This is a genomic window from Vibrio sp. L5-1 (genome assembly GCF_021728315.1).
GTDB classification, from domain to species: Bacteria; Pseudomonadota; Gammaproteobacteria; order Enterobacterales; family Vibrionaceae; genus Vibrio; species Vibrio splendidus_K.
Map to the genome: position 1 here is coordinate 137,619 of NZ_JAKKCQ010000008.1, position 25,108 is coordinate 162,726.

16 protein-coding genes are annotated in these 25,108 nt (G+C 43.8%); 11 read left to right on the forward strand and 5 right to left on the reverse strand.

Annotated features, from left to right (window positions below; genetic code table 11):
* The 5 genes from traF (L3V35_RS21770) to L3V35_RS21790 all read left to right on the forward strand — a co-directional run bounded on the left by traF (L3V35_RS21770) (position 1) and on the right by L3V35_RS21790 (position 5,875).
* Entirely contained in the window at positions 1-810 is an 810-nt protein-coding gene (gene traF, locus L3V35_RS21770; RefSeq protein WP_237300646.1) for a type-F conjugative transfer system pilin assembly protein TraF, read from the forward strand.
* 15 nt (positions 811-825) lie between these two features.
* Positions 826-1,263 (forward strand): conjugal transfer protein TraF, encoded by a 438-nt coding sequence (gene traF, locus L3V35_RS21775; RefSeq protein ID WP_171388373.1) that lies wholly within the window; start codon positions 826-828, stop codon positions 1,261-1,263.
* Complete coding sequence (locus L3V35_RS21780) at positions 1,260-2,621, forward strand: conjugal transfer protein TraH (protein ID WP_237300647.1); 1,362 nt, start codon at positions 1,260-1,262, stop codon at positions 2,619-2,621. The genes traF (L3V35_RS21775) and L3V35_RS21780 overlap by 4 nt, the downstream gene beginning before the upstream one ends.
* Before the next feature lie 11 nt (positions 2,622-2,632).
* Positions 2,633-5,338 carry a conjugal transfer protein TraG N-terminal domain-containing protein gene (locus tag L3V35_RS21785; protein WP_237300648.1) on the forward strand — a complete coding sequence of 902 codons (2,706 nt, stop codon included), beginning with the start codon at positions 2,633-2,635 and terminating at the stop codon, positions 5,336-5,338.
* 87 nt (positions 5,339-5,425) lie between these two features.
* The gene (locus L3V35_RS21790) at positions 5,426-5,875 is read left to right on the forward strand and encodes a hypothetical protein (protein WP_237300649.1); all 450 of its coding nucleotides are present in this window, start codon (positions 5,426-5,428) and stop codon (positions 5,873-5,875) included.
* A gap of 164 nt (positions 5,876-6,039) precedes the next feature.
* Here L3V35_RS21790 and L3V35_RS21795 read toward each other — a convergent pair whose 3' ends face one another.
* Positions 6,040-6,312 carry a helix-turn-helix domain-containing protein gene (locus L3V35_RS21795; protein ID WP_237300650.1) on the reverse strand — a complete coding sequence of 91 codons (273 nt, stop codon included), beginning with the start codon at positions 6,310-6,312 and terminating at the stop codon, positions 6,040-6,042.
* Between the two features lie 331 nt (positions 6,313-6,643).
* On the opposite strand from L3V35_RS21795, the gene L3V35_RS21800 reads away from it, so the two are divergent.
* Positions 6,644-7,465 (forward strand): restriction endonuclease, encoded by an 822-nt coding sequence (locus L3V35_RS21800; protein WP_237300661.1) that lies wholly within the window; start codon positions 6,644-6,646, stop codon positions 7,463-7,465.
* A 590-nt stretch (positions 7,466-8,055) separates the two neighbouring features.
* On the opposite strand, the gene L3V35_RS21805 is transcribed toward L3V35_RS21800, so the two are convergent.
* Positions 8,056-8,655, reverse strand: coding sequence for a Fic family protein (locus L3V35_RS21805; protein WP_237300651.1), 600 nt, complete (start codon positions 8,653-8,655; stop codon positions 8,056-8,058).
* The gene (locus L3V35_RS21810; RefSeq protein WP_165901749.1) at positions 8,645-8,797 is read right to left on the reverse strand and encodes a hypothetical protein; all 153 of its coding nucleotides are present in this window, start codon (positions 8,795-8,797) and stop codon (positions 8,645-8,647) included. Before L3V35_RS21810 ends, L3V35_RS21805 begins: the two co-directional genes overlap by 11 nt.
* A gap of 293 nt (positions 8,798-9,090) precedes the next feature.
* Here L3V35_RS21810 and L3V35_RS21815 point away from each other — a divergent pair, with 293 nt between their 5' ends.
* From L3V35_RS21815 to traI, 5 genes are all read left to right on the forward strand, one after another.
* On the forward strand, positions 9,091-11,319 hold the full coding sequence (locus L3V35_RS21815) for an AAA family ATPase (protein WP_237300652.1): 2,229 nt from the start codon (positions 9,091-9,093) through the stop codon (positions 11,317-11,319).
* Between the two features lie 345 nt (positions 11,320-11,664).
* Positions 11,665-13,278: a hypothetical protein gene (locus tag L3V35_RS21820; RefSeq protein WP_237300653.1), complete on the forward strand. Its 1,614-nt coding sequence runs from the start codon at positions 11,665-11,667 to the stop codon at positions 13,276-13,278.
* A 251-nt stretch (positions 13,279-13,529) separates the two neighbouring features.
* Positions 13,530-15,395 carry a hypothetical protein gene (locus tag L3V35_RS21825; RefSeq protein WP_237300654.1) on the forward strand — a complete coding sequence of 622 codons (1,866 nt, stop codon included), beginning with the start codon at positions 13,530-13,532 and terminating at the stop codon, positions 15,393-15,395.
* Between the two features lie 275 nt (positions 15,396-15,670).
* Positions 15,671-17,710 carry a type IV conjugative transfer system coupling protein TraD gene (gene traD / locus L3V35_RS21830; RefSeq protein ID WP_237300655.1) on the forward strand — a complete coding sequence of 680 codons (2,040 nt, stop codon included), beginning with the start codon at positions 15,671-15,673 and terminating at the stop codon, positions 17,708-17,710.
* A gap of 183 nt (positions 17,711-17,893) precedes the next feature.
* Positions 17,894-23,677, forward strand: a complete 5,784-nt coding sequence (gene traI, locus L3V35_RS21835) for a conjugative transfer relaxase/helicase TraI (protein WP_237300656.1) — start codon at positions 17,894-17,896, stop codon at positions 23,675-23,677.
* 20 nt (positions 23,678-23,697) lie between these two features.
* Here the strand turns inward: traI and L3V35_RS21840 are convergent, their stop codons facing one another.
* Together L3V35_RS21840 and L3V35_RS21845 are read right to left on the reverse strand one after the other, a co-directional pair.
* Positions 23,698-24,057 (reverse strand): hypothetical protein, encoded by a 360-nt coding sequence (locus tag L3V35_RS21840; RefSeq protein ID WP_029224421.1) that lies wholly within the window; start codon positions 24,055-24,057, stop codon positions 23,698-23,700.
* 555 nt (positions 24,058-24,612) lie between these two features.
* Positions 24,613-25,056, reverse strand: a complete 444-nt coding sequence (locus tag L3V35_RS21845; protein ID WP_048663649.1) for a lytic transglycosylase domain-containing protein — start codon at positions 25,054-25,056, stop codon at positions 24,613-24,615.
* Positions 25,057-25,108 lie beyond the last annotated feature (52 nt).

Here is a 25,108-nt window from a genome sequence, read left to right on the forward strand (position 1 = left end):
ATGAAGGACTTATCCACAAAAACGGTGAACAACTCAATTAACCGATTAACAATCAAATCCCTACCGTTGCTGTTGTTGTCTTTATTGGCTTTTCACAGTTTCGCCAATGAGCCCCCCAAAGGCTGGCGCTGGTATAACGAGGCCAAAGCGCTGAAAGCCCCACCCAAAGAGGAGGAGCGCCTCCCCCCCAATAGCGTGTCTACTGTGATGAGCGCCACCGAGCAGATGCAATGGTTCCACCGTACATTTGAGGAGGCGTTAAACGATGCCACGATTAACCCAACCGATGAAGAGAAAAATCTAAAATTGATGAAGCTGAAAAAATTCATCGATGGCAAAACCACTCAAACGGGCATGACCTTCAAAAAGCTCATCAACGATCACCCCGAATACTCGTACACCAAAGACCGCCCCACAGAGCAAGCCGCAAGAGCAACGTACTATCAAGGTATTCAACTCAAAAACGAAGCCACTGTGCGTCAATTGGTGCAAGAAGGTTGGGGCCTCTACTTCATCTACGAAGGGCAAGACGCCTTATCTCAAACTCTGGCGCCCTCCATCCAAGACTTTGCCCACCGATACCACATCGAACTGGTGGGGATCAGCAAAGACGGTCAGACCTTTGAGACTATTGATGAAAACCGTATTGATAAGACAGGGCAAGTACAGGTGCGCTACACACCGGCTTTAATGCTGGCCAATATTCACACCAAAGCACTCAAGCCCCTCGCCTACGGCTTCATTTCACAAAAAGACTTGCTCTCTCGCTTTCACAACATCGCGACCAATTACCAAGACAGCGACTTTTAAATTAAGGAGCCCCTTATGAACGCTTTTATCCGCACGTTATTGTTGAGTGCGCTGATGATGCTCGCCTCAACCTCATTCGCTCAAACGCAAACTCACCCTGTGATGACAGGTCAATACGCCTTGGTCTTCTTCCATTTCAGTCAATGCCCTGAGTGTCACCACTTTGCGCCGACCATGAAGCGACTAGAGCAAACCACTCAATTGCCTGTGTACGATTTCTCCTTTGACGGACAGCCTATACCCGGTTTCACCACCCCTATCCCGACCACCTCTGACATCACCGCCGCGTTTTTTGGTGAGCTCAAAAACGCCATTACGCCCGCCACGTTCTTAATCAACGTCAGCAATGGTAAGTATGTGCGTTTGAGTGAAGGCAATGTTCCATACCCCGCGCTGCTTAAGAGCTACCAAGCCTTGCGCGCCGATGTGGCCATAATGGAGAGTTTACAATGACAAGACCGACCCTCCTGGCTCTCTTAATGAGTGTTGCCGGTTCACTTCATGCCGGCGGCCTGGGCGACGCCATGGACAGCTTTTGGGCTGACAGCAGTTTTAACCGCAACATCACGAACCCAAGTGCCTATCAAGGCCAATCCGCCACCTATTACAATGCGGGTAGCTTGTTTGCTCGCACCAACATCAAAAATATTCAATTGGCCGCCATCACCCTGCCTTCTGTCAGCGCAGGATGTGGGGGCATTGATGCCTTTATGGGCGGTTTTTCTCACATTAATTCGGATCAACTGGTGTCTTTTGGTAAAGCCGTCATTGCCAACGCCGTGCCCTTCGCGGTGGATTTAGCGCTGCAAACTTGGGCGCCGAGCATCAAAGAGAATCGGGACAAACTGCAGGCGATTGCTGACCAATTCCTCACCACCTCGATGAACTCTTGCCAAGTAGCACAATCGGCGGTCTCAGGTTTAGCGGCCTTTACCGATGGGGAAGCCAAGCGCCATGCCTGCGCCACACTAGGCACGCAAAGTAATGCCTTTTCTGACTGGTTAGAAGCGCAACACGAATGTCGCCACGTCAGTACCAATCAGAGCATGCTGGCTGGCAACACCGATGACGCCACCGCGCACGCAGTGAAAGTGAACTTAAATGTGGTGTGGGATGCGCTCATGAAAAGCGCTTACCTTCAAGACAATCAAGAGGTCGCCGAGTTTATCGTAAGCCTCACTGGCACCGTCATTTACGACGCGCAGGGGACGCCAAGCTACATTCCGGCGATGTTAGTGGGTAACGACACCGCCATTAACGCCCTTTTGACCGGAGGGGATTTGGAGGTGTATCGATGCGAAAACACCGAGACCTGCCTTTCGATGAGCCTAAGCGCCATCCGCTTAAGTGAAAGCCAAGCCTTTAACGCCAAAGTACGCCACACCGTCGATACGCTCTACGCCCACTTACAATCTGACCAACCTATCACCGACTCAGAGAAAAGCTTTGTTGAACTCAGTGACATTCCTATCTTGGCGATGCTCATTGATGATGCGCACCTCAACCTGCAACCAGAAAGCCATTTATACGCTCAAAATATTGCCGCCGATCTCTTGCATGCCTATCTCAATAACATGCTGATGATCGTCAATCAATCCCTGACCAACCTCGCTTCGGTGAACCCAACTGACGTCAATCGCACTCTCGAAGGCATCAACCGTGCAAGAGATTACTTACAAACCCTTCGAGACCGTCACAAAACGAAATTGAACGCGTACTTAGCCCTCACTGAGCGCCTAAAACGCAAACGAAAGCTCCTTAGCCAATCGGCCAGTGACGCTACCTTATCGAACCTCACCTTTGGCCATTAAAGGAGATCCCCATGACCTTAGACTTTTATCTCTATGGCGCAGGCCCTCAATTACAACGAGCCTTGAACGCTGTCGCCACTTTTTTTACCACCAACACCTTTGGCTCGTTAATCGAAATCGCCTTACAACTGGCTTTTATCATCAGTGCCACTCTGTTTTTTGTGTCTCGAGACGCGAAACATGTGATGCGTTTTATGTTCATTTACTTGGCTATCCCCACTTTTCTTATCAGCATGAAAGCCACCGTCCATATCAATGACGCGCAAAATCCTATGCGCATTTATTACGTGAATAACGTGCCTTACATCGTCGCGATACCCGGTTGGGCGGCCACCACGTTCATGCACGGCTTAACCGAAGGCATTGAAATCGTCTTTAGCAGTACAGAGGATGAAAGCTACAGTTCCTCAGGCATGGTGTTTGGTTCGAATTTATACACGTTGCTTCGTAGCGCCAACGCCGAAACCATTGACCTGCAACGCTATTGGAAAGACTTTTATCACAACTGCATCGTCGGAGACATTCGAATTAACAAAAAATACACCATGCAAAACATCCTGCAAGCACCGGATTTACTCGGTTTTCTCGCCACAAAATCGATGTCCCCCATTCGTGGACTCTATAACCCCCAGGGTCAATACAGAACCTGCCGCGACGCGTTTCCTGAACTCACTCAACAATTTGATGAAGAGGCCAATCAAACCATGAATAAACTGGGCGCGTATATCTTGGGACGAGAGAGCAACATCCAATCAACGTTCTTAAGAAACGCCATCGAGAACAGTCACCAAGATTTAATTGGGGTCAGTAATAGCGCGGTCGATATTTTAAAACAGAACATGGTCATCAACATGACGCGATGGAACATCGAAAACACGCACCGAGGTATCGCGGCCAACTACGCCTACACCGCCAACCAAATGCAAACCACCACCATGTGGGCCAACATTGGGCTGCAAGCCAAAGAGTTCATTCCAATGATGCACTCAATCGGGGTCATTTTGTTTGTCTGCTTTGGGGCAATCATTGCCATCATTGCCTTGCTGCCACATATGGCGCTGCCTGTCCTTAAAAACTACGTTGGCAGTTTTTTCTATCTGGCCACTTGGCCGATGATATTCACCATCCTCAACGCAATCATGATGTGGTTCTTAGAAGGGGCGACCCAGGGCGCGACACAAGGGTTACGCGGCATCACCCTCTCGAACATGAGCGGCATTGATTACGTCAACACGCGTTACGCCGCCATTACCGGTTACTTGATGATGTCCACCCCCGCGATTGCTTTGGCGTTAACCAAAGGAGCCGCGGCCATGATGAGCAGTTTAAACTACCAACTAGCGGGAATGATAAACCAAACCAATGCCCGCACGTCAGCCGCGGCCTCAAGCGGTGACATCAGCCACGGTAATACGCAACTGCAGACCCACACGTTTAACAACGTCAATGGCAATAAGTTTGATACGTCGACATTGCTGAAACAACACGGCAGTACCACGCAAAGCGAAGACGGTATGCTTTCAACGCAATACGGTGATACAACCGTGTATGACACTAGCCCTACCGCGTCGAATTTCCAGTGGAACGTCGCCAGCTCTAGTCAATACAGCGAAGCGGTGCAAGACTTGCACACTCAAGCTCAATCCAACCTCTCGACACAACAAGCGGCCTTGTCACAAAGCACACAAAGTGGCACTCAACTGATGGCCGATTGGAAAGAGAATTATTCGTCAACCCAAGGTTACGGTTTAACTCATGGGCACGGTGCAACTGCGGCGGCTTCAAAAGGCTTAGAGCAAGTGAGTCAAGCGACAGAACAAGTCATCGCAGCAACCGGATGGGGCTATGAGAAAGCGAATGCCTTCTTACACTCAGCGTACGGCGGTTATGACGTGAACGCTGGACTGTCAAGTGGCGCTCTCGGTGACGCCGTAGGGTTTAATGGGAGTGTGAACGCGTCCACGGGACAAAAATGGACCAAGGAAGACCGCGAAACACTCAGCAGCATGAGCAACGAACAACAAACCCAAATGCAAACCGCCATCGAATCCTACCGCTCTGGTGCCAACCAAACCATCGAGGCGAGCAACCGCCTCACAGCCGACGAACGTAAGACAGAAATGGGCACTTACGCCACTGGCTTTACGGCGCACTTTGGTGAGACACAAGGCTTGATAACGTCCACGACACAAGCTCAGCAAGAGGTCGATACGCTCAGTCAAGTCAACAGCCAAGAGCATCGTCAAGTGGCCAGCCTGATTGAGAAACTGGAAATACCATTCCAAGCGTTTGTTGAGGAAAAATATGCTGATAAAGAAGGAAAAGCTCGACAAATCCTAACGGGCAATAATGATGACTCTCGCCAATCTCGAGCGAATGAATGGGAAGCATTTAAAACAACCGACACGTTTAAAGATTTTGTGCTCGCCAGCGTACCCACTCAAGAAGAGCACGAACAAACCTTTAATCCTGAGCCGACCCAAGCCGAGTGGCAAACGATGGTGGGCGAACAATACAAAGGTAAAGCTCTAGGCAACACCAGCCAAACGGTGATTGAGCAGCATGAACAGCGAGGCGGCACTGAGCGTTATTACAACCCAGACAACCACTCACAAATCGTGGATGAGACACGTGAACAATTTGAGGGCACCAGCAAACGTGTTGAGCCACCTTCCACCTTGGAGCCAACACAGAAGGAAGATAAAACCCGACCTTAACTATAAATAATGGTTAATTATTCAGCACCCAAGTAAAAAATCGTAACGACCTAGTAATATACAAAGTATAAAAATGGAGGATTAGCAATGAATAAATGGAGCGTCTTAAGCTTAACTATGTGGTGTTCTTTTGGGAGTTTAGCGGCAGAAGAGATAGACATTGATAAGTATGGCAGTAAACATAACCCTGCCTCTATGCGTTATTACGTTGAGCACTATCAAAAACCCGATAGCCCTCAGTATCAAGCTTTAATGATCGGTGTTCGTGTTGCTGCTTATACAGCGGATCTTTATACCACTCGCTTAGATGCTCGCAACCAACGTATCGACTACTGTTTACCAATGACAGATACAATCAATCGCGAAAGCTTAGATAATTGGAGAACCAAAGATTTGATGACAATCATCGACAAAAGGCTCAAACGCGATCCTAATCTAAAAAAATATGGGAAAGCAGGTATAGGTGTCGATATTGGAAGCTACCTTGTTGCCGCTCTCAAAGAGCAATACCCTTGCCCTGTACAAAAGCAATTTTAAGCTATTGATTTACCCTACCAAAAGTTATCCGTTCTTATCATGCTGTTCGCTGTACACCCCCGTGATATCTCACGGGGGTAAATTTAGACCAAGCTACTGACTTACCGCGTTTTTCAAGGTAATAATGACTGCGCCCTCTGCTATGTCCTAATAGGCTGATATACCTATAGGCTTTCAACCAATCCAAGTTCATTACTTGTAATCTGGTTTAATTTTTTGCTGAAACTCCCCCTGTTGATCCCTAAAATCCTAGCAGCCTTTGATTGATTGCCACGCGTATGAGTTATCAACTCAGTGAACAATGTTTCTATCACCGTAGGAGTAACCCAAGACATATCAGGGCTAGATGATTTATTATCAAACCATGTTAGCTCCAGTTCTGCTCGGATAAGTTTTTTCAAATGGTCTTTGTTGATTGGGGTTAGTTGGTCATTCATATAAATTGAAGGTTATTAATCGATTTTATCATGTTGGCAAATCTATCATGAAAGTGCCTTAAAATCTGCTGACTCCCAAATTTGATGTCATACAGGCTTGGGGTTGTAGTCGCTTGGTGAGCACAGTCATTTTGACTTGAGTATGTCGTCTACTCGACAACTATGAGTTAGAAGTGTTCGGATTCGGAACAAGGAATCCGAATTCAAGCGTTGCCTTCCCTGCCCTAGCTCATCAATAGCTATCACCATGACAAATATCACATTACAAACTATACCCATCATCTATCGCTTGTGTTTTAATGCATCTAAACGCTTATCAGGTAATCTGCAAATGGCACGAAAAAACGATGGAATCATATGGCACTTAATGGATGCTCCATGGTGGTTAAGCGTAGTGCTCTCTGCCTGTATTTATTTTGGGCTTTCATATCTATTGCCTAGCTTAGCCGTGGATAGCAATAATTTCATCTTTGAAGCTATTGCTCCAAACTTGCCCTTGATGGCTCCATATTTTACGTTCTTATTTCTTATCCCCGCACCGATAGCGTTTTTCAAGCAATATCAGAGAAAAAGAAGCTATCTCAAGACGAACACTCAGATTAAAATTCAGAGGAATACTTCCCCACTAAATCACCTAACTTGGATCGAATTTGAAAGTTACATCGGAGAATACTTTAAATCTCAAGGGTATGCGGTCAAACAGTCTTTCGTTCAAAAATCTGATGGCGGTGTTGATATTTGGCTTACAAAAGATAGTGAATTAAGTCTTGTACAATGTAAGCATTGGAAAACTCGCAAAGTGGGTGTGCAAATTCTAAGGGAAATGTACGGTGTCATGATCGGGAACAATGCCAGTAAGATGATTATCGTAACTTCAGGAGACTTTACTTCTGAGGCTGTCGCTTTTTCCCTAGATAAGCGCCTGTGGCTAGTCAACGGCAGCGAACTAGTACATATGATTGAAGATGGGCGCAGCTTTCAAAATAAACCATCAATATCGCCCCAAACACACAGGGCAGGCGTCGAATCTATGATTTGCCCTAGTTGCCAATCTAAGCTTGTAATGCGTGTTGCTAAGCGAGGAGCTAAATCTGGTATGTCTTTTTATGGTTGCTCTACGTATCCAAAGTGTCGTTATACTTGCGACTGCTGAGTTTTAATCTATTCGCAAAACACGTTTGTTGTAGAAAGTAATCTTTGATGGCCCGAAAGTTGCTGCTGGCATCTATGCTATTTGGCATGACCAACAACTGATTTATTGCGGTATATCTGGAAGACAAGGCTAAGTTTGGCAAGATATTGGAGCAATTGCCTCTTTTAAATGAGCCTTGTCCAGTTCTGAGTCAGCATGTCGTCGCGACTCATGTTCTCAATCTCTATTGTTATGCATCCTTGAAAGTGTAACATCTGTCTTAATGGTTAATATCTACGGTTGTTCCTCGTGAACAAAAATATGTGCTCAACACAAAACATCCAAGTTATCCAAAACTCATCAAAACGGCCAAAAAACACGAAAGTCTTTCGATACCCGGCTTCTATAAATCAGCGACTCCCACTGTAAATGTCCGAGGGCATTAAAGTCTGTTCATTTCCAATTTAGTTTGATCTGGTTTTGGCTACATCAAGTTAGACGGCGAAGATAAGTTAAAACACTTTCGCCCCGTTATTTTTCACAGAAAAAAAGCGGTTCAACACTCCTCAGCTGAGTTTAGGCGATTAAAACTAATGCAATCGCACAAAAATTCAGTCTTGTTTTTCATTAGATAGAGCTAAACGAAATATTGTAATTAACGGTTCTAAATCGAGTGATACCCCTGCAATATTTGCATCAATCCATTCTTGTTGAGTAATTTTAGGCCACTCGATGGTGTAGCCAAGGATAAATACGAGTTCTTCAAAGAAAAAACGTAAAGTTCGGCCATTACCTTCCCTAAAAGGATGTAACAAATTTAATTCGCAAAATAGACTGGCTAATTCTTCGATAAGATCAGGCAAAGCCAAATTGTCTAACAAAGGGATAATATCAAATAATTTTGAAGCTTCAGCTTCAATCCTAGAAACGGTACAGAATCGAGTGTAGCCTTTAGATATATCCACTTCTCGAACTTGACCTGCCCATTCAAAAATATCTTGGAATAGATGGTGATGTAGACATTTGAGGTGATTAAAGTCTAAATGCTTGATTTCAGAAACATTACTTTTGTATGAAAGGTACCTATAACTCGTAAACTCAACTTCGGCTTTTTCAAGTTCATCCGAGTCAAGTATATTCAATCTGTTAATTAAAACATCAGAATTTGAGTAACAGTATTTGTCCTGATCAGCACCATATTTATCTCGCATACTTGCGTTTTAAATCTTCAATGGTTTGAACGTTCGATTTCTTATTTATCGTCATGCCTTCATAACCCAAACTGGTTTTGAAGTTCTTTAAGCTAGGGGTAAATGTAGCTTTTTGGCGCTTCGAATTTGAGACATTGGCCATATCAATGTTCCTCTTGTTGGTTGCATTAATTGTACATGACTAATCAGCTAATGTCATGAAGTAGCGATTTTCGCAAAGCCAAGTGAGCCGCGCAGAAGCATCCTATTCTAGTAATGTCACTGGCAAAGTTTTGTCCAGAGGCTTCATTGGCCTGAAGTTTTACCCGTGGCACTTTTCTCTCAAAGTGCCAGCTAGCTCAGATCTGCCCCTTTTTAAGTTACACCTAATTAATCCACCGTCTTGCCGAGCCGTGATTTGACATACTTTTTCTCATTCTAAAAGAGGATATGATATTGATAGCACTTCAATGGCTATTTCAAATCAGCATAACTAATAATTCAATTTCCAGTTGGTATCGGCAGTATATGATTACACAAATAAACCTTAGTAACGTAGCAAGTTATCAAAATGCAACAATTCTCAACACAGATAAAAAAGTAAACATCATTTATGGCTTAAATGGTACTGGTAAAAGTACATTCTCCAACTACTTTTATGCACCAGACACCCCTAAATACAAAGACTGTTCTAACACAAATGATGGATGTAAGGTTCTTGTTTATAATCAGAAATTTATCCGAGATAATTTTTATTCCAAAGATTCTATTAATGGTATTTTTAGCCTATCCAAAGAGAACAAAGAAACCAAGGAACAGGTAGAGCAGCTTGGAAAAGATATCGACCAACTGAGTGAAAAAAGCAAGGGCTACCAAGCTGACATTAACAAAGAAAGTGACGCTTTGAAGAAAGCGACAGATACGGCAGAAAAAAAGGCCTGGGAAATAAAGACGAACTACTCTGGTGGTGATCGCGTTCTGAAATTTTGCCTTGATCGGTTAATGGGGAACAAAACAGTTCTGTTCAATCATCTTGTTTCTGTCCCTTTACCAGCCGTTAAACCAATTAAAACGATTGAACAGCTTAAAGAGGAAGTTGCTGCAATTGATGGTGATAAAGCCACGACTTACACCGCCTTACCTAAAATTTCATTGTCAGAGCTTTTGCCAGAAGAATTAGAACTACTCAAAGAAATAGTGATTGGTAATGAAGATAGCCCAATCGCAAAACTGATTAATCAGTTGAAAAATTCTGATTGGGTTAGTCATGGTTTACAGTACCTTGATGAGATTGAAGATGAAACTTGTCCGTTCTGCCAGTCTAAGACGATAACGCCTGAGTTAATCGCACAGATCAAAGACTACTTTGATGAGACATATGAAGAAAGTAAGCAGAACATAAGCAAAATACTTACCAAATACCAAAAGATAGTTGATTCTCTTACTGATTTAGACACCTACAAGACATCGCCTTTTTCTGCCGATTCCCTTGCCGAAATGACAGAGTCTTATGCGTCAATTGCAGGAATATTAAAGTCTAATTTACTCAAAGTTCAACAAAAAGAGCAAACTCCAAGCCTGAAAGTAGAGTTTGAAGAGCTTTGTGACCAAGTTACCTCATTTAATAAACATGTAGATGCAGTGAATGCCAGCATTGGTATCCACAACCAAAAAATTGCGAATTCAGCGCAAGAATTGAAACGCATTAAAGACGAGTTTTGGAAAATCATTCGTTGGGAACACGATCAGACGATAAAGACTTATGAAACAAGTAAAGCGGATTACAGTGAGAAAACGACCAAGTTAATAGAAGACAAGAAAGCTGTTGATGTAGAGATTACCACTCTCGAAGTTGAACGAACAGCGAAGCAAAAAGAAACAATTAACATTGAAGAATCTATTGAAAATATCAATAAGGGGCTGATTGATATTGGTATTACTGATTTTCATATTGAGAAGCACGAAGAAGACCTATATCGCCTTGTAAGAACTGGAACAGAGGGACCTATTTTCTTGTCGTTATCTGAGGGCGAAAAGATGATTATTAGCTTTTTGTACTTCCGAGAATTGTTTAAAGGTAAACAAACGGCTGATGAGGCACACGTTAAAAAGATTGCGGTAATTGACGACCCAGTTTCAAGCTTGTCTCATATCTTTGTTTACAATATCGGACAACTAATTAAAAACGATTTCTTCAATGGTGATGGGGCTGAGCAAGTTTTTGTTCTCACGCATAGTCTTTACTTCTTTTATGAACTTGTTGATTCAAATCACAAGCGAAGAAAAGAAAACCAATCTCTGTATCGGTTATCTAAAAACACGAAAGGTACAACGATTGAAACGATGAAGTATGAAGAAATACAGAATGACTATCAATCTTACTGGTCTGTTATTAATGACAAGGATCAACCTGCAGCTTTGATTGCAAACTGTATGAGGAACGTAGTTGAATACTTCTTCAACTTTGTGCAGAAATCAGACTTGAGTAACGTAATGCAAAAACAAGAGCTTCAAGACGTGAAGTATCAAGCTTTCATTCGATATATAAACCGAGAATCACACTCACTTGGTCAGAATATTATTGATTTTAAAGAGTTTGATTATGGGGCGTTTAGAGAAGGTTTAAGGTTACTATTCGAAATCACGGGTTATCCTGAACACCATCAGAAAATGTCTCAGATATAGATACGTTAAATAGTGTTCTTAACAATCGAGATTGACAGTGAATTAAGCGATTTTCAATACATAAAGTAATTTTCGAATTACTAATTTAGTAAAATCGCTATCACGGAACTGTCCAAAACCATCACAGGCTGAATTTTTACCCGTGGCACTTTCTAACTCTAAAGTGCCCCAAAGTGATTTAGAGTCACTTTTATCACACCTGTTTAACTCGTTACTTGCCCCAATTTTGGTAATGAATCAATATGTGCTTAGTTGAGCACTTTTTAGATTATTCTGTGTCTACTGATTTAGTGACTATTCATGGATAGTCACTATGTCACAGCACTACGGAGAGAGTTAGTAATCATGTCATTTGAACAAAAAGCATATCGAATACGTCGCTCGATTAAACAGTACACAACCGAGTCTGTAGTTCAGCACCTTTTGTCCCGCCTTCATACAGATTTTGGTAAGGGGGTAGATCGGGCCCGGTCGGCTCCATGGATTACATGTCTAGCTCTAGACTGGACTCTAGAATTAGAACCAGAAAGGTATGCAACGAAAGCGTCAAAGGAAGACGTTGGCAAGATTCTCGATAAACTATGGTCGTTGCAGTCAGTTGCCTCTAGCCTAGATGGGGCAGAAAACATTTGGCTTTCACTGAGGGCATTCTTGCTACCTCAGTTACTCTTCCAGCAAGACCAACGTCTACATCTTTATTTCTTCACACGCCTTTACACGATTATGTGCTCAGAAGGAGCAAGCGCATCGTTCAAAAATAACTTTAAACAAGAAGTTGGGGTCGAGTTACAAGACTTCCTAGTATTCTCACTGCACTTCGCTGCCATGTTTTTGGAGAGACCTTCTAGCTTCATTTCATATTCTGATCTTGTTTGTAGGTTTAACCCAGCGTTTGATATCGACTCAATACGCAAGATGCTAAAAATACTGGGGGCTAATCCGCTAGAGATGAGGAAGATCGCTCAAGATCAACGCACGAAAAAAGGCGAACTTCGAGCAGTAGAATACTTTTCTGAGCCAATGATGATCTCTCGCCCACTACTATTACTTCCTGATGGAGTATCTGCTGTCCACTCATACATAGCAACCATAGGTATCAGTGAGTTTGTTCTTCGAACACTCAAGAGAGCTGACGCTCAAGGGTTCAAGAATAAATTCGGTTCTGCTTTTGAGGACTACATTGCAGATCTTCTTACCTCGTACGGCAAAGATGCCGTACGTGAAACCATGTTAAAAGAGTTTTACCAATTAAAGGGTGTCAACAATAACGCTAAAGTGGCTGATTTTTTAATACGAGAAGAAGACAAGTGTATCCTTGTTGATGCAAAAGCGATTGAGCCAAATGAACGTATCTTAGTTACTGATAGCCCAAGAATGGTGAAAGATAGGCTTAAAGGAACGATTATTCATGCTATTAGCCAAACTGGGAAGTGCTCGAAAATACTCGAAGAAAACGGATATGACACCCTACCAGATAAGAAAAAAAGATACTCTCTAATAATCACGCACCAAGATTTTTACATGGGTAGTGCCATGAAGTTAGCAGAATATTTGGGAAATGAGTTTGAAAACAGGGTGCATGAAGCTTTAAATGATAAGATTCTAATCGAACACTCACACTTCTGCTGCATAACGTCCTTCGAGAGTATGCTTGATGTTTGTAATCAAGCAGGAACTCAATTATCTGCCTTCCTAGACTACTGTGCTGAAAAAGATGCACAGCAGGCCACTGCACGATTTGATATGCGACAGCATATCAATGAGTACGGAAAACTTCATAACGTTGAGAGAGCGAATCCCCTAGGTAGTGAGAGGCTGATAAACGACTTTAATAAATTACACGATGAGCTAATGGACAAAATCAATGCTTCTCAGCGGTATTGGAACAAGGGTATAGATAAAGTACCAGAGTTCTTAGCGAAGAAGTCTCAGGTCGAAACACTAGGGCATGAGGCTTAGTTTTTCAGCAATTGACTAGCCAGCACATTAATACCATTACTAATGTTAGATTCAAATTGGAAGTGCGTCAAATTAGGTCTAATAGATGGTCCACATAACCGAAATTTTCTGGTCGTTTGAAAACAGAGAAGATCATAATTGGCTTTAGAAAAAGTTAATAATTTCTGATGCAGAACATGTGTCCATGGACAAAACTAGTAGAAAAACAAGAACGTTAAGAGCTCGCTTTAGCGTATACCTAGGATTTAATAATGAATGATAGCTTGCCATACAGTTTACCTATAATTGATGCTATTCGACACGATTATGAACGTTTTAGATTTGATACTCATCAGTACTCTCACAAGGGGCTGTTTTCCGATGGCAAAGAGTTATTTGCAGTTGTTCTAGAGGTCAAAAATAATGAAGAATTGCTTAACGAGCTAGTAGATCAATATCATCGCTTTCATACACTTGGCATACCACCAGCAACTATTGTCGGCAAAGTTCTTGATACCTATCGTGCGATCGAGTCACGCAGCAAGTTTGAAAAAACTCAAACTCATGGTCAACCCATGACGATGGATGAGACTATAAATCAACTAGTTTTACATATCCCACGTAACTACCATCCATTTCATGTGGACTTCTTATGGGCCACCAATGAATTCAAGCTGACTCTTAAAACAGCGATAACTAAGGGTCAACAGCAAGACATTCAGTTAGTTTGTGAATCCTTAGGATATCAAGGGTATCATTACATTTTTGAAGTTGATCCTACAATTCCCGATTACTCTGGGGAAGTGGAGCACAAGCCGAATACTCATAACAATATGCAGCTTACAGCTAGTGGTTTGATTCAGAAACAGTTTTCTCGACAGCTATTAGCTCGCTATGAGGAAGACGAAGACTTTTGGATTCAAAATCGACATTCTGTTTTTAGTGGGGATGAAACAGAGCAACGAGATCGTTTTTTGCTACCAAACTTCGAGACAAAGCAAACAAGGTGCTTCGTCGATGCATCTGTATTTCCTAGACAAAATATAAGAGTCTATTTAACTCTGTACGAGCAGGTTGTCATCGCACTACCGTTGAAGAGCGAAGCTGAATACTTCTATAAAATGTTCAAAATTAACAAATATGAGTTCAAAGAGTTAGTAGCTCGTGGTCGTTTACTCTTTGCCGCTCCCCAAAATCTTACTCGGTATTCTCAAGAGATACTGCGAGACATTATTTCTGTAAACCCAAATGCAATAGTATTTTCGAGACGACTAGCTGCTGCTACTATTCAAGGCATTCAGAAGAAATCAGGCATAGTTGGGACTACGTTCTCAAGTGATGAGCAATACCATTTCTTACATCAGTGCTCTCGTATTGATAACCCCTATGTCCAAAGGTTTGCGCTAATGCTATCTGAGCAGTGGCAATTTGGTGAGTTCTTGGTAAACAAGGAAGGTGCAACTTCAGCTCACAGACTAGGTATTTCAAATTTAGCTGTGAAAAGTTTTCAAGATAAAGGACGGAACCTATTAATCGAACTGACGACAGCAGGCTCTAGCTATGAATATGCTCAAGGGCTTGGGGCACACCATTTTCCGTTCGACGGTGACAATTATTCTGAAGCAGTGGCTTGCCAGATCGTTAGCGGACTTTATAACGGTGTAACTAACTCACGACAAGTTCGCGAGTCTGAACTTCAAATATTACTCAGTGAAATATTTGCCGTTAATAACGATATGGACGTACTTGAACTTGATTCTGCATTATCTTCTAGTTTGATTCGTTCTTTACCAAATATTATTAGAGAATATGCAAACATGGATGAGGGCGAGTATTTCAACAAACTAAGAGCGCTCAAGCAGGAAATCAAAACGATAGAAAGTAACAAGGCTCGCTTATCAAAGCTAAATATTTCCGGGTTTGCTCCTACGTTGGTTGGTGCGGGCATGGAAATCGCAAACATCAAAGGTGGAGGTTTAGTAGCGCTAGGTGGCTGGCTATTGAACGCGATAAAGGTTTATGCGGGTGATTCAGAGTTAAACAATAATCCGATTTTTACTCGCCTTTCGAGTTTTAATCATTTCACAAGTCATGACGCTATTATCGTACAGCGAGTGAGAGATTCGCTTTCACGATAAGGTACCTAGGTATTGAACATGCTCTTTGGACTTAGTTTTACTAATCTACATGAGTACGTTAGAGCTAATAATCTAAAGTGTTTTTGTCCAGAGGCTTCATAGACCTGAAGTTTTACTCGTGTGATCACCAAGCGATTCTGTCGTACCTTAACCTTGGCACTCGTAATACACCTCCTTTGCAGCCTGTCACCTTATTTCTGATTTCATTCTACCGACCAAAAGCGCCGCACTCAGTGTGGGCGCTTTTTTTGTTTTCCTTCACAAGGAGTTTTTCTATGTCTACGACTCGTGGTGGTCAAATCACTTTTCACAACATCCGTATGTGGTGGCAAGTGAACGTGACCACAATCAAGTACCTCAATATCTTCGCGGCCTTGCTAGGGCTTCTCACCACGTACTTCATCACCTCGACTAACACATTAACGGGGGCCTACTACTACAGTCTATTTCAGCTTTTCAACAAGTTAGGTTTTAGCTTAGAGCGCAACGTGGTGGTCGAATGGGAAGAGCAACGCTACAGCAGCACCCTTGGCCAACAACTGCAAAACCCCATCTTGGCACAGTGCTACCAAGAATTGCTGCAAGCCCTGTTTGTTGGCCTACTGGTCTATGTGGCCGCTTCCACCGTGCTGTTTGTGATGATTAACCACTGGTTTAAGAGAAAAGGGCAGAAGCAGAGCGAAGATAATCACATTCGAGGCTTTCAATTGGCTGAGCCTAAAGCCGTCACCGCAGAGCTAAAAAAGAAGAAAAAACTCTCCCCTTTTGTGCTCGATGGTCACAAGCTTTTTGTTGATGGATTTGAAGTCAAACACCTGATGATTGACGGTACTACGGGGGCAGGTAAGTCCGTTGCGATTCGCAAACTCTTACGTTGGATACGAGCACGCGGAGACAAAGCCATTATTTACGATAAAGGCTGCGATTTTGTCAGTAAGTTCTATGAACCGCACAAAGACGTGATTTTAAATCCCTTCGATGAACGTTGCGCAGCGTGGGATATTTGGAGTGATGCTAAAGAGGCTCCGGACTTTGAATCCCTCGCGGCCGCACTCATTCCGCAACACGGTGAAGGCGACCCATTTTGGGTAGACTCCGCACGAACCATTTTCGCGGCAACCACCTATCAAATGATGCTCGATGACAAACACGAATGTACGATTGAAAATTTGCTGCACATTATCTTAACGTCGGAGCTTTCCACTCTCGGTGACCACTTAAAAGACACCGAAGCCAGCTCACTGGTCTCGAAAAGTATCGAGAAGACGGCTATTTCCATCAAATCAGTCCTAGCGACTTACATTAAGTCCTTACGTTACTTACATGGTTTGGATGAAAAAGACGCCCAAGGCCACCGTAAACGGGCGCCATTTTCGATCACAGATTGGGTACAAGACGAATCACAACAAGGGTTTCTGTTCCTATCCAGTAATGCCAGACAACACACCGCCCTCAGACCACTGATCTCGATGTGGCTTGCGATTGCCTCCAACGCCATTCTAGGAATGGAGCCCGATGACGACCGCCGAATTTGGGTGATCATCGATGAAATGCCTACGTTACATAAACTGCCTGAGCTCACGCACATTATTTCTGAAGTGCGTAAATTTGGGGGGTGTTATTTACTGGGGTTGCAATCTTACGCTCAATTAGAAACCACTTATGGGCGCAACGCGGCCAGAGTCATTTTTGATTTGCTCAACACGCGCTTTTTCTTCCGCGCCCCTTCAAAAGCGATGGCCGCCATTTCCTCGGAGGACCTTGGTGATCAAGAAATCGATATCTCACGAGAAAATATCTCTTACGGTGCGAACGCACTGCGTGACGGTGTCTCACTCGGCCATCAAAACAAAACGCGCCCTGTGGTTTCTCCAGCGGAAATCCAAGGTTTGGATGATTTAGAGTGTTACTTACGCACGCCTAACTCCATGCTCATCACGAAACTGCAACTGAAATACGATCGCATGAGCAATCTCCAACCCTCCTTCATCAAACGCAGCATACTCGGAGGGAAAGCAATGGAGAGTATCGATCAAGCCTTAATTTTTCATGAATTAATTGCTTTGCATGAACTCGATGAAACCCAAAGAAACCGATTACTTGCCATTCAGCAAAGTACGTACGAAAACGAAGAAGAGCAGCAGCAAACCAGAGCCCGTCAGAAACAAACCCTTGCCAAAGCTTCGAAAAAGAAAAACCCGACCAATAACGCAACCCAAAACCAACAGCTCGCAGAAGACACACAAAATGCACTTCAGCGAGAAACCGAAGAGGCGTCCATAACACAAATAGAACAGGGCGAGATGTACGATTAACCACACGAAATACAACATCAATGCTCACTGAGAGCAAAAACAATTTAGCCCTCCCCTGTAACAAGCCCTGCCCCCCTCTCATTCGCATCAACACCGTCGCTAACCCATTCGCACGGAATCCAAATCACCGGCATTTCGCTGACGTGGCGGCTTTGCTGCGCCCCAACAAAAGGAGAACACCTTATGATGTCTATTAGCCCTCTTAAATCCGCCTCTGGCGCCGCCAAGTATTACTTGAACGAAGAAAACACACCAAATACCTTTAATACGTCACTCGAGAAAGACAGTAACGACAACTACTACCTCAAAGAAAGCAGTACCAATGAAAACACTTTTTGGCACGGTCAGTTAGCCAAAGAAGCAGGCCTAATCGGTAAACCGGTTAACCAAAAAACGTTAGAGTCCGTTTTATCTGGACACTTAGGCAATGAAACCATCAAAGGTAAACGGGGCGACCATAAATGTGGTTTTGACCTGACTTTTTCAGCACCAAAAAGATTAAGCACGCTCGCACTCGTTGGCGGGGATACTCGCCTTATTGATGCACATAATGACGCGGTCAAATTCGCGCTATCGCAACTAGAAAAAGACGTGGCACAAGCCACGCACATCAATGACGAAGGCGCTCGTGAGTTCATCAATACCGAATCGATGGCCTTTGCGGTCGTCCGCCATAAAACCAGTCGTGAAAACGATCCACAACTCCATTCCCATGCCTTAACGGCAAACATGACCCGCGACAAAGAAGGGCAACTGCGTACACTCGCCTCTTCTCTCAAACAAAAAGGCGGCGTCATCAATGGGACAGGCGAGCGCATTTACCACTTCCAAAAATACTACGGTATTTTATACCAGAGCCAATTGGCTAAAGAAGTTATAGAGTTAGGCTATACAACGCGAGCCCTCGGCAATGGTCAATTTGATGTTGAAGGCGTTCCTCAAGTATTAATCGACACCTTCTCCACTCGCTCACAACAAATAGAACAACAAACCTTAGACTTAGGCTTTGAATCCCGCGCGGCAAAAGACGTAGCCAACCTTGATACGCGCAAGTCCAAAACCTACGAAAGTGAGGCAACCCTCAATGTTCGCTGGCAACAAACGGTGCGCAACGCAGGACATAAGCCCGAAGAACTGGTAAAAAACGCTCTGGGGATCACTCCACAAGAACAGAACCCTGAAGAAATCGCTAAAGACGCGTTTGGTCGCGCCGTTGAACACTTAGGGCAATACAACACAGCATTAAAACTGGAAAAGATTATAGAATTAGCCGCGGCCGAGTTTACCAAAGGCGGCGTACAAGCCAATGCGATTGACCTTAAAATGGTCGCTGACCAATGGGTGAAAAACGGTGCTCTCATCCCTCTTTCAGAAAAAGGTCAATACACCACTCAAGCCATGCTGAAAACCGAACAAGCGTTAATGGCGGCCAGCAAAGGGCGTACGCGCCATATGCGCACGCCAGTCAATGACGCCACGTTAGATAAACTGAACCTCACTCAAGGCAATCGCCAAAAGGTAGCGGACATTTACCAGTCCACCAAACAGTTTCATGTGGTCAATGTGTTTGGCAACAGTGAGCAAATCGCGCAAAACTTATTGAACGTCGGCAACCATGTCGGTAAACGTGTCCACTTAGTGTCACAAAACGCCAAAGACAAACACCGTCATAGCCAAACCATCCAACGTGAAAGTCATACGGTCGCCACCTGGATAAAACACCGATTTCAAGAAGAGCAGCGCCACTCTGTCCATAGTTTGTTGCACTCAGACGTCCCTATGACCAACAAAGACATCCTTCTTGTCGACAGCGCCCACAAAATGAGCGCCAATGAGTTGATGGCTTTAAACGCAAAAGCTAAGGGATCGGGTAGCAAAGTCATCTTGCTGAACAACACGTCCAGTCGCCAAGGTTTTAAATCTTATAACGCCATCGAGCTTTATCGCAGAGGCAACGTCGTCTCGCACTCTTGGGTAGACAGCAAACAGAAAGACAGTAAGGTTACCTTGCACAACAGCGATACACGCACCCTCGCTAGAGCGTATACCCACTTACCAAACAAAGAAGACACACAAGTGCTGGCGACTTCTCACCTTGAACAACGACGATTGACGGACGCGATCCGGACCTCTCTGCAGAACGAGGGGCAACTTGCCCGCAGCGGTATCACCTTGCTCACTCAGCAGCCTCATTATTTGTCTAAGCCCCAACAGGAGTTAGCGCAACATTACAAGCCAGGTATGACCCTTCGCCATTGGGAAGACGGACAACCTCAAGAGTTAGTGGTTTCAACCTCGGATAAGGCAAACAATCGACTCCATGTCCTGAGAAAAACCGATGGACAAGAATACACCCTCGATCCCGCTTCCGCCGGATTCAAAGCCCTCAACGTGCAGATCTTTAAACCTGCCTCGCTGCAAGTTAACCAAGGTGAACGCCTCATGACCACAGGTAAGCACTTTCCATCTGAGTTGAACGCCAATGAGCGTTACGTAGTCACGGATATTTCTAAAGAAACCCTAACGTTAACGGACACGCAGGGCGAATCGAACACCATCCCCGTTGAAGCCCTGAAAGACGCACCACTACAATACGACTATGTCCATACCGCCAGTCATATCGAACCAAGGGCGCACACCCTCCTTTCAGGCAAAGCCTTTACGCTCTCGAAAGCGCTCTTTCACGAGCTGACCGAGAAAAGCGCGCGCATCGATGTGTTTACCGACAACCCCGATAAAGCCCAGGCCGCGCTTGAGAAAAGCGAAGTGAAGCTTTCTGCCATCGAGCGAGTCATGCAGACTCAAAACGTCAACGACCGCTACCTCTCTGAAACCACCGCCGCCACAGTCAAAAGCGACATCGAGCAAGCCCTCACCCTCTTAAACAAAGAGCAAAATTCCCCCCTGCAAGAGAAAGCGTTGAACTTTGCCCTAAGACATCTTTCTGAAAAAGAAGCGGCGTTTACACAAAAAGAGTTAGTCATCGAAGCGATCCGTTACGCTTTTGAAGAGGCCAATCAACCGATAATCAAAGAGCAAATTGAAACAGAGCTCGCCAAACGCAGTGACGTCCTCTCTGCCGAATACAGCGATGGTACACGCTGGACCACCCAAGCGGCACTCGATACCGAAAAACACATTTTACGAAACATTGATCAAGGGAAAAATCAACACAAGCCGTTTGCCACCCACCAACAAGTCAGAAATTATCTCGCTGCACAGCCTCGCCTTACCCAAGGGCAAAAGGACGGCATCACCCTTATCTCAACGACCAAAGACAGTTTTGTGGCCGTGCAAGGTTTGGCGGGCACCGGTAAATCCACCCTGCTCGAATCTAACCTTGAATTGATTCAACACGCCACCCAAGCCTGTAACCAGGCACCTTCGCAAGTGATCGGTCTGGCGCCAACTCACGCCGCCGTCAGCGAACTGGAAAGCAAAGGGATACAAGCGCAAACGCTGGAAAGCTTACTGACCGACCTAAGACGTGGCCTCACCTTACCAGAGGACTACAAAAACACGCTGTTCTTCCTCGATGAAAGCTCCATGGTCAGCAACCAACAAGCCAAAGAGCTCACCGAGCTTGTATTGAAAAGCGGCTCCAAAGCCACCTTGCTTGGGGATAAAGAGCAGCTGCTTTCTCTTAATGCTGGTAAACCGTTTGAATTGAGCATAAGTCAGGGCCGTATCGATACGGCTTACATGACCGACATCGTTCGTCAGAAGAATGAAATACTGCTTGGCGCCGTACACAACATTGTAGATAAGCAGCCAGACAGCGCCCTCGATAAACTCTCTCAGCAAGGCCCTGATACACTCGGTAGCACGCAACATATCGTCTCAACCCTCGATGAGAATGCGAAAGACCAAAGCAAAGCGCAACTCATCGCCACCGAAAAGCTGCCTTACGCGGTGGCGCAGGACTACCTTGCCCGCACGCCCGAGACACGAGAAAACACGCTGATCATCGCTTACACAAATAATGAACGTGACCACATCACTGAGCACATTCGTGCCGGACTGATGAAAACACAGGAGATAGGCCAAGAAAACATCATCACCACCCGATTACGCTCTACCGGTGATAGCAAAGAAGAGCTGACCACCATGATGCCTTATCAGAAAGGGCTCATTTTAAGCACCAAGCCAGGAGAGTACGACATCATTACCCACGTTGATTCGGAGCACGGTGTGGTGACTCTTCAAGACGTAAATACAGGTAAGACAAAACCATTTTTGCCACGCAACAAAGACCACAAATACACGTCACTCTTCGTTCAATCAGAAAAGCCACTTTCAACCGGTGACAAAATCATGACCCGATTTACCGACAAAGCGCGAGGCATTAAAGCCAATGTGGAATACACCATCAGTCATGCCACCAAAGAAGAAATCACCGCACTGTCGAAAGAGGGGCAAACGTTAAGCCTTAATCCAAACCAACTGAAAAACGGGCATTGGGATTACGCTTACACCAGAACCGCAGATATGGCGCAAGGCGCGACGTATCAGAACGTCATTACCACCCTAAAGGGTAAAGGCGCACTGACGAACTTAAGACGCGCTTACATCGATTTAAGCCGGGCGAGTAGTCATGTGAAACTCTTTACTGACAGCCCAAAACAGATGATGAAGAGCTGGTTATCGAAAGAGGTCAATAAACACAGTGCCATTGAAACCATCGAGAACATTGCACCACACAGTACGCCTTACTTTAATGACAAAGCCCTATCTCATGAAGACGTGCGTTATCACAATAGAAACGGAGATTTTGACTACAACCAATTTAAAGAACACATCAGCCAAACGTTACCGAAATACACCGAAAGCTTAGCCATCAACCTCTTGGGGCAACCGAACCCATCTAAATCAGACCGTGATTATCTCACCTTTGGTATTGGAAAATCGGCAATAAAGGTATCGTTAACGGGGGAATATCGAGGGTATTTTAAAGACTATACCACCGGTAAAAAAGGCTCATTAATCAATTTAATGATGATTCATAAGGAAATATATTATAAGGAGGCAATGCAAGAAGCCTACAACATTCTTAATGATCCTGATAAATACCAACTCACCGCCAACCCCAAACATGACCAATTACTGAATACGACGCCAAAACACATGGCACAATTTGAAGAGAGAGCGAAAGAATATATACAAACCAGTCAGCCACTCACAGGCACATTAGCCGAAACTTACCTCAATAAATTGGGGATTGAACACCCTAAGAATGACCATGTTCATTTTCATCAAGCAGTATATTCCTCAGAGGACAAAACATTTCACCCGGCGATGATAACTAACATTCACGATAAAAAAGGAGAAACAAAAGCGATTGAAGTGACTTATTTAGACGGGCAAGGAAATAAAGATCCGGCACTCGACATCAATCCACGGATATTAGGCACGAAATCCAAACAAATAACGCAATTCCATCAAGGCCATGATTTGCACACCACCATCATCAGTACCTCAATCGAGAATGCTTTTATTATTAATCAAGCGCATCAAGGCCAATACGACATTATCAATGTCAATCATAAGAATGACATTCAGAATATCTCTACCGATGAACTCAGACAGAACATTGTGATTGTACTGAGTCAAGGCAATACGGATTTAAATCCCAACAACATTGAAAAAATCATGGCTAACTTTTCAGGGAGAAATATTCAGTTTGTTTCGCCTGACAATATGCTTGAGGAAATCAAACAGGGTATTGAACAATACCATCAACAAACGCATCAACAAAAAGAGGAATTCGACACACCCACTCAAGACCATGATTCATTAACCAACAAGCAGGACACTGATATTAATCAACACACAAAAGAAATCAAAGATAAAGAGCTTGAACACTTCGACAGCAAAGAACCCTCCCCTCAAAAAACGTTTGATTTTAATCAGGAGCGTGACAACAACAATGACCAATATAATAAACTAGATAGAGAGTTAGAGCGGTAGAAAAAGGGGTGTCCAATGGACTACCCTTTTTTTTTGCCTGCCAGAAACTCATCGACTTTATTATCGATATCAGATTTCACCTGTTGCCTAAAGGGTTTGGATTCTTTTTGTTCTCGGAATAATTTTTCACCATCAAAGGTTTGTCCATGAACCACATCAGTGATCGCAGATGAACCACGAACGACACGATAAATCTCTTCCATCAACGCACGATTCGATGGACTATCATCCTCACTATCATTGAGTTTAATGCGCAGTGCCAACATCAAAAGTTGCCGCGTGGCCTCGGCATCACTTAACGCTTCCTTATCCCTAAACGTCTTAAAATCTTGCGCTAACTTTCCACGTAATGAGCTTTGTAATGGATAAGAACGTGTCATATTGCCCTCCTCAATCCCAATTAAAAGCATTGTTATTCCAATGAAATTTCAATCAATTAATTTTATAAAACACCCATTAAGCCTTGTCAATAAAGGGCTCAATCAACATTCAATGATTTCCAATTAAAATAACATTGAAAACGCTCTCATCGCTTTACATATAAGGGATCAATCAATATTCATTGAAAATATATATTTATCCATTGAAATTTAAGCGGCTAATTAGTGTAATTTTTGAAAATTTTTCCACGTTACTTTAAACGACTATTATATCTTTAAATTCTTGTTTTTATTGTCTTTATGTTTTTAACAGACAACCATTTGCATTGATTTCAATGCGCCGTGGTGTGTGGATGATTCCCAAGCGGTAACAATGACCTCCAATGAGTCTGCATCAAGTTTGTGTTTTTTGGACTTGTTTTAGGAACGTCGAGAGCAAAAGCCGAACCGTTGGCGATTGAATCTAGGGTGATTGAGACCATTAGGGAAGGAATGTAAAACGGAAAAAGAAGATCGTGACACAACTAGCGCCGCACCGTTATGGTGCAAGAAAGGTTATTTTAATGGCGACTGATAATAGACTTTTTGAACTTTTTTGATGTATATTTTTCTGGCGCTTTCGGTACGTTTAAGAAATCCTGCATTATAAGCGCCTACGCTATTCCAGTTATAACCATGGCTGGCAAAGTTAGAGCTTAATACCCACGCACCTAATGAAACATTAAAACAAGGTTCGTAGACATTGGTTTCATTGACATTAAATTCAGCCAGTCGAGGAAACCAACTAGAGTTAATTTGCATGAGTCCAAAATCACGACTGGTTACTTGACCTTTTTTATTTTTGTTTTCGTTATAAGCATTAGGATCAAGACTGCTTTCAACTTGAGCTATCGATCGCAGCAGATCTGGATCAACATTATAATATTGTCCTGCTTCATCAAAACAAAACGAATACCCGACACTTGGAAATACCGACAATAATAAGATTAGTTTTTTCATAAGCTAAAAAATGGAGTCCAAAGGAACTCCATTATATCGCGTGAATTGACGT

What these genes read in the sequence shown, in the direction of transcription:
- traF (WP_237300646.1), top strand. Translation starts at nt 1, where the DNA reads ATGAAGGACTTATCCACAAAAACGGTGAACAACTCAATTAACCGATTA.
- traF (WP_171388373.1), top strand. Translation starts at nt 826, where the DNA reads ATGAACGCTTTTATCCGCACGTTATTGTTGAGTGCGCTGATGATGCTC.
- L3V35_RS21780 (WP_237300647.1), top strand. Translation starts at nt 1,260, where the DNA reads ATGACAAGACCGACCCTCCTGGCTCTCTTAATGAGTGTTGCCGGTTCA.
- L3V35_RS21785 (WP_237300648.1), top strand. Translation starts at nt 2,633, where the DNA reads ATGACCTTAGACTTTTATCTCTATGGCGCAGGCCCTCAATTACAACGA.
- L3V35_RS21790 (WP_237300649.1), top strand. Translation starts at nt 5,426, where the DNA reads ATGAATAAATGGAGCGTCTTAAGCTTAACTATGTGGTGTTCTTTTGGG.
- L3V35_RS21795 (WP_237300650.1), bottom strand. Translation starts at nt 6,312, where the DNA reads ATGAATGACCAACTAACCCCAATCAACAAAGACCATTTGAAAAAACTT.
- L3V35_RS21800 (WP_237300661.1), top strand. Translation starts at nt 6,644, where the DNA reads ATGGCACGAAAAAACGATGGAATCATATGGCACTTAATGGATGCTCCA.
- L3V35_RS21805 (WP_237300651.1), bottom strand. Translation starts at nt 8,655, where the DNA reads ATGCGAGATAAATATGGTGCTGATCAGGACAAATACTGTTACTCAAAT.
- L3V35_RS21810 (WP_165901749.1), bottom strand. Translation starts at nt 8,797, where the DNA reads ATGGCCAATGTCTCAAATTCGAAGCGCCAAAAAGCTACATTTACCCCT.
- L3V35_RS21820 (WP_237300653.1), top strand. Translation starts at nt 11,665, where the DNA reads ATGTCATTTGAACAAAAAGCATATCGAATACGTCGCTCGATTAAACAG.
- L3V35_RS21825 (WP_237300654.1), top strand. Translation starts at nt 13,530, where the DNA reads ATGAATGATAGCTTGCCATACAGTTTACCTATAATTGATGCTATTCGA.
- traD (WP_237300655.1), top strand. Translation starts at nt 15,671, where the DNA reads ATGTCTACGACTCGTGGTGGTCAAATCACTTTTCACAACATCCGTATG.
- traI (WP_237300656.1), top strand. Translation starts at nt 17,894, where the DNA reads ATGATGTCTATTAGCCCTCTTAAATCCGCCTCTGGCGCCGCCAAGTAT.
- L3V35_RS21840 (WP_029224421.1), bottom strand. Translation starts at nt 24,057, where the DNA reads ATGACACGTTCTTATCCATTACAAAGCTCATTACGTGGAAAGTTAGCG.
- L3V35_RS21845 (WP_048663649.1), bottom strand. Translation starts at nt 25,056, where the DNA reads ATGAAAAAACTAATCTTATTATTGTCGGTATTTCCAAGTGTCGGGTAT.